The organism is Inquilinus sp. (genome assembly GCF_057815775.1).
Genome location: NZ_JBYRFX010000853.1, coordinates 1 through 3,524, shown reverse-complemented (window position 1 = coordinate 3,524; position 3,524 = coordinate 1). Strand labels below are relative to the sequence as shown.

Sequence of the window (3,524 nt, the reverse complement as noted above, 5' to 3'; positions counted from 1 at the left end):
CGGCCGGCGGCGTAGAGATCGTCCGCGATCATCGAGGCCACGCGCCCGCCCATCGACTTGCCGCCGAGGACCAGCGGCCCCGTGGCGCCGAGTTGCTCCACCGCCGCCCGATATTCCGGACCGAGGGTCTCGGCCCGCGGCGGCGGCTTGCGCTGGCCGGCCCGCCGGGCCTCCATATAGGCGAATTCGAAGCGCACGGTGCGGAAGCCGACACCCGACAGCGCCCCAGCCAGTGCGGTCATGCCGGCCGAATCCATCGGCGCGCCGGCACCATGCGCCAGCATGATGGTGACGCGGGCGTCATCCGGCCCGTCGATGAGAAGGTCCAGCGCCATCCGTCTCTCAGCCTCTGGTTCAGCCCCGTCCGATCGGGGCCTCACCAATACAACCGTTCAGAACCCGACCCCGCCATTGATCTGCAGGATCTCGCCGGTCAGGAAGGAGGCGCGGTCGGAGGCGAGATACAGCACGGCCTCGGCAACATCCTCGGGCCGGCCTTCCCGGCGCAGCGGCGTCTTCTCGACCGCGGCGGCGCGGCCCTCCGGGGTGTTGAAGGTGTCGTGGAAGCGGGTGCCGATCAGGCCCGGGGCCACGCCGTTGACCCGGATGCCGAGCGGCCCGACCTCCTTGGCCAGGCTGCGGGTGAAGGTCGCCACCGCGCCCTTGGTGGCGGCGTAATGCGCGGCACCGAAGCCGCCGCCGTCGAAGGCGGCCAGCGACGACATGGTGACGATGGCACCCGACCGCCGCGGCTCCATCGACCGCAGCGCGGCCTGGCAGCACAGGAAGGTGCTGGTCAGGTTGATCGCGATCGCCTGCTGCCACAGCTCCAGCGTGGTGTCGACGCAGCGGCTGCGCTGCAGCAGGCCGCCGGCATTGGCGAACAGCACGTCGAGCGGCCCGAGCTCGCGCTCGGTGCGGGCGACCACCTCCGCCACCACCTCCGGCTTGGTCAGATCGGCCTGCAGCGCCAGCGCCTTCAACCCATCCGCCGCGAAGGAAGCCGCCATCGCCTCGGCCTCCGCCCCGCTGGTGGCATAGGTGAAGGCGATTCGGGCGCCGGCCTTGGCGAAGGCCCGCGTGGTGGCGCCGCCGATCCCCGAGGCACCGCCGGTGACGAGCACGACCTTGTCCTGGAAGCTCATGGAAATTCCTTTCGGTGGGTCAGTCAGAGGCCGTTCGAGCACGCGTCTGGCGTGAGTCGGCTGGTGGTGGTTTCGAGAACCGGCGCGCAGCGGAATTTTGGTCCGTGGGCACCGGAAGCGCGGAAACCGCCATCGGACGGCCGCGCCAGGCGTGTGATCGGACGGACTCTCAAGCCATGGTGGCGAGCATCGCCGGCGTCACCGCATGGCGCAGCGGCTCGCCGGCGAGGAAGCGGCAGATCTCGTCGACCGTGGTCGCGCCCTGCCGCTTGTGCGAATCCTCGTTGTGCCCCGCGGCGTGCGGCGACAGCACGACATTCGGCAGGGTCCGGAACGGGCTGTCGGCCGGCAGCGGTTCCTGGTCGAACACGTCGAGCGCCGCCTGGAACCGACCGGTGCGCAGGGCGGCCAGCAGCGCCGCCTCGTCGACCAGCGCCGGGCGGGCGGTGTTGATGAACAGGCAGCCGTCGCGCAGCCGCGCCAGTTGCGCCGCGCCGATCATGTGCCGCGTCTCCGGCAACGCCGGTGCGTGAAGCGAGACGATGTCGCAACCATCAAGCAACTCCTCGAGGCTGGCGCGCTCCACCCCCAGCTCTGCGGCCTTCTCCGCCGAGAGATAGGGATCAGAAACGATGACGCGTGCGCCGAAGGCCTTGAACAGCTTGATCACCAGCCGCCCGACATAGCCGGCGCCGACGAGACCGACCGTCTGCGCGCCGAGCAGCCGGCCGAGATACCGTGCCCGCAGGTCGAGCCAGCCCTCATTCGCCTTCATCCCGGCATCGTGCCGGTGCGGTTCGCGCAAGATCGACAGCGTCTGCGCGATCACGAATTCGGCCACCGATTCCGCGATATGCACCGCGGCGTGGCTGACCTGGAGGCGGCCGCTCTCGATCGCCGCCGCCGGCACCAGGCGCCGGACGCTGCCGGCGGAATGGGCGACCAGACCAAGTTCCGGCCGGGCTGCCAGCACGGCGTCGCCGATCGGCGGCGTGCCCCAGCCAGTCAGCGCCGCGGCGGCGCCCTCCAGCAGCCCGGGCAGGTTCTCGGCGGTCAGTTCGCCTGGGCCCGGCGCCCGCACATTGGCCGCGGCGGCCAGCTTCTCTTCCGCGGCCAGCGGGATCATCTGCGCCCGCATCTCCGGCGTCAGCAGCAGGGCGACCACCGGCCGCTGGCCGGATTGCGATCCTGTCGACATGTCAGCTTCCTCTGATTGGGTCTCGGGGCCGGTCAGCTGCGGCTGGGCTGCAGCACGATCTCGGCGACATGGGCGCGGGCCGGCAGGCCCATGACGAACAGGCAGGCGGCGGCGACGTCGTCCGGCTGCAGCGCGGCGCGGCGGCTGTCCGCCGAGACCGGCACCGGCCGCTTGTCCAGCAGCGGCGTGTCGGTCATGCCGGGCAGGATCGCAGTCAGGCGCAGGCCGTTCTCGCGCTCCTCCTCCATCACGGCATGGGTCAGCGCCACCACCCCGGCCTTGGTCGCCTGGTAGGCGGCGCCGGAGCGATCGGCCTTGCGCGCGGCGACCGAGGAGATGTGGATGATTAGACCCTGCCTGCGGGCCCGCATCCCGGGCACCACCGCCCGGGTGAGGTTGAAGGCGGCGTTGAGGTTGGCGTCCACCATGCCGGCCCAGCTGTCGGGTGTCAGCTCGCCGAAGGCGCGGCCGACGATGTTGGTGCCGACCGAGTTGACGGCGATGTCGATCGCCCCGGCATGCGGCGCCAGCGCCGCGTCCAGCGCAGCCGCATCGGCGGCATCAGCCGCGATCACCACGGCCGGTCGGTCCGGCGCGATGGCGCGGATCTCTGCCGCCACCGAATCCAGTCGCGCCCGGTCACGGCCGAGCAGCAGCAGCGCGCCGCCCTCCCGCGCCGCGGCCAGGGCCGTGGCGCGGCCCATGCCGCTGCTGGCACCGGCGACCAGGATCGTCTGTCCGGCCAGGAATCCCGCCATCCTCTATTCCCCTTGCTTCGGCGGCGCCGTCGACGCCCGCACGATCAGCTGCGGCATGGCGCTGACATGCGCCTCCTGCCCCTCATCGGTGCCTTCGAGCACCCGGATCAACGCCGCGACCGCGGCCTCGGCCATCTCGGCCAGCGGCTGACGCACCGTGGTCAGCGCCGGATGCACCACGGCGGCGAGGTCGATGTCGTCGAAGCCGACGATCGAGATGTCGCCCGGGACATTGGCGCCGAGATCGCGGGCGCCGGCATAGGCACCCATCGCATACATGTCGTTGACGGTGACCACCGCGGTCGGCGGGTCGTCGCGGCTGAGCAGCTCGCGGATGCCGATGCGGCCGAGCTCCGGCCCTTCGGTGTCGCCATAGCCGCCGATGCCGGCGCCCTGCCAGACCAGGTCGGGGGGGGGGGGGGC

5 protein-coding genes are annotated in these 3,524 nt (G+C 71.7%); all 5 read right to left on the bottom strand.

Translation table 11 applies throughout. From position 1 onward, the window contains the following. Positions 1-335: alpha/beta hydrolase family protein (locus tag AC3XYG_RS30635; RefSeq protein ID WP_489143666.1), on the bottom strand; the 335-nt coding region annotated here is incomplete at its 3' end. A 57-nt stretch (positions 336-392) separates the two neighbouring features. Then, complete coding sequence (locus AC3XYG_RS30630) at positions 393-1,145, bottom strand: SDR family NAD(P)-dependent oxidoreductase (protein WP_489143665.1); 753 nt, start codon at positions 1,143-1,145, stop codon at positions 393-395. Between the two features lie 169 nt (positions 1,146-1,314). Then, positions 1,315-2,343: a hydroxyacid dehydrogenase gene (locus AC3XYG_RS30625; protein WP_489143664.1), complete on the bottom strand. Its 1,029-nt coding sequence runs from the start codon at positions 2,341-2,343 to the stop codon at positions 1,315-1,317. 32 nt (positions 2,344-2,375) lie between these two features. Further along, positions 2,376-3,101, bottom strand: a complete 726-nt coding sequence (locus AC3XYG_RS30620; protein ID WP_489143663.1) for an SDR family oxidoreductase — start codon at positions 3,099-3,101, stop codon at positions 2,376-2,378. Between the two features lie 3 nt (positions 3,102-3,104). Next, the coding region (locus AC3XYG_RS30615; protein ID WP_489143662.1) for a substrate-binding domain-containing protein at positions 3,105-3,524 on the bottom strand (420 nt) is incomplete at its 5' end.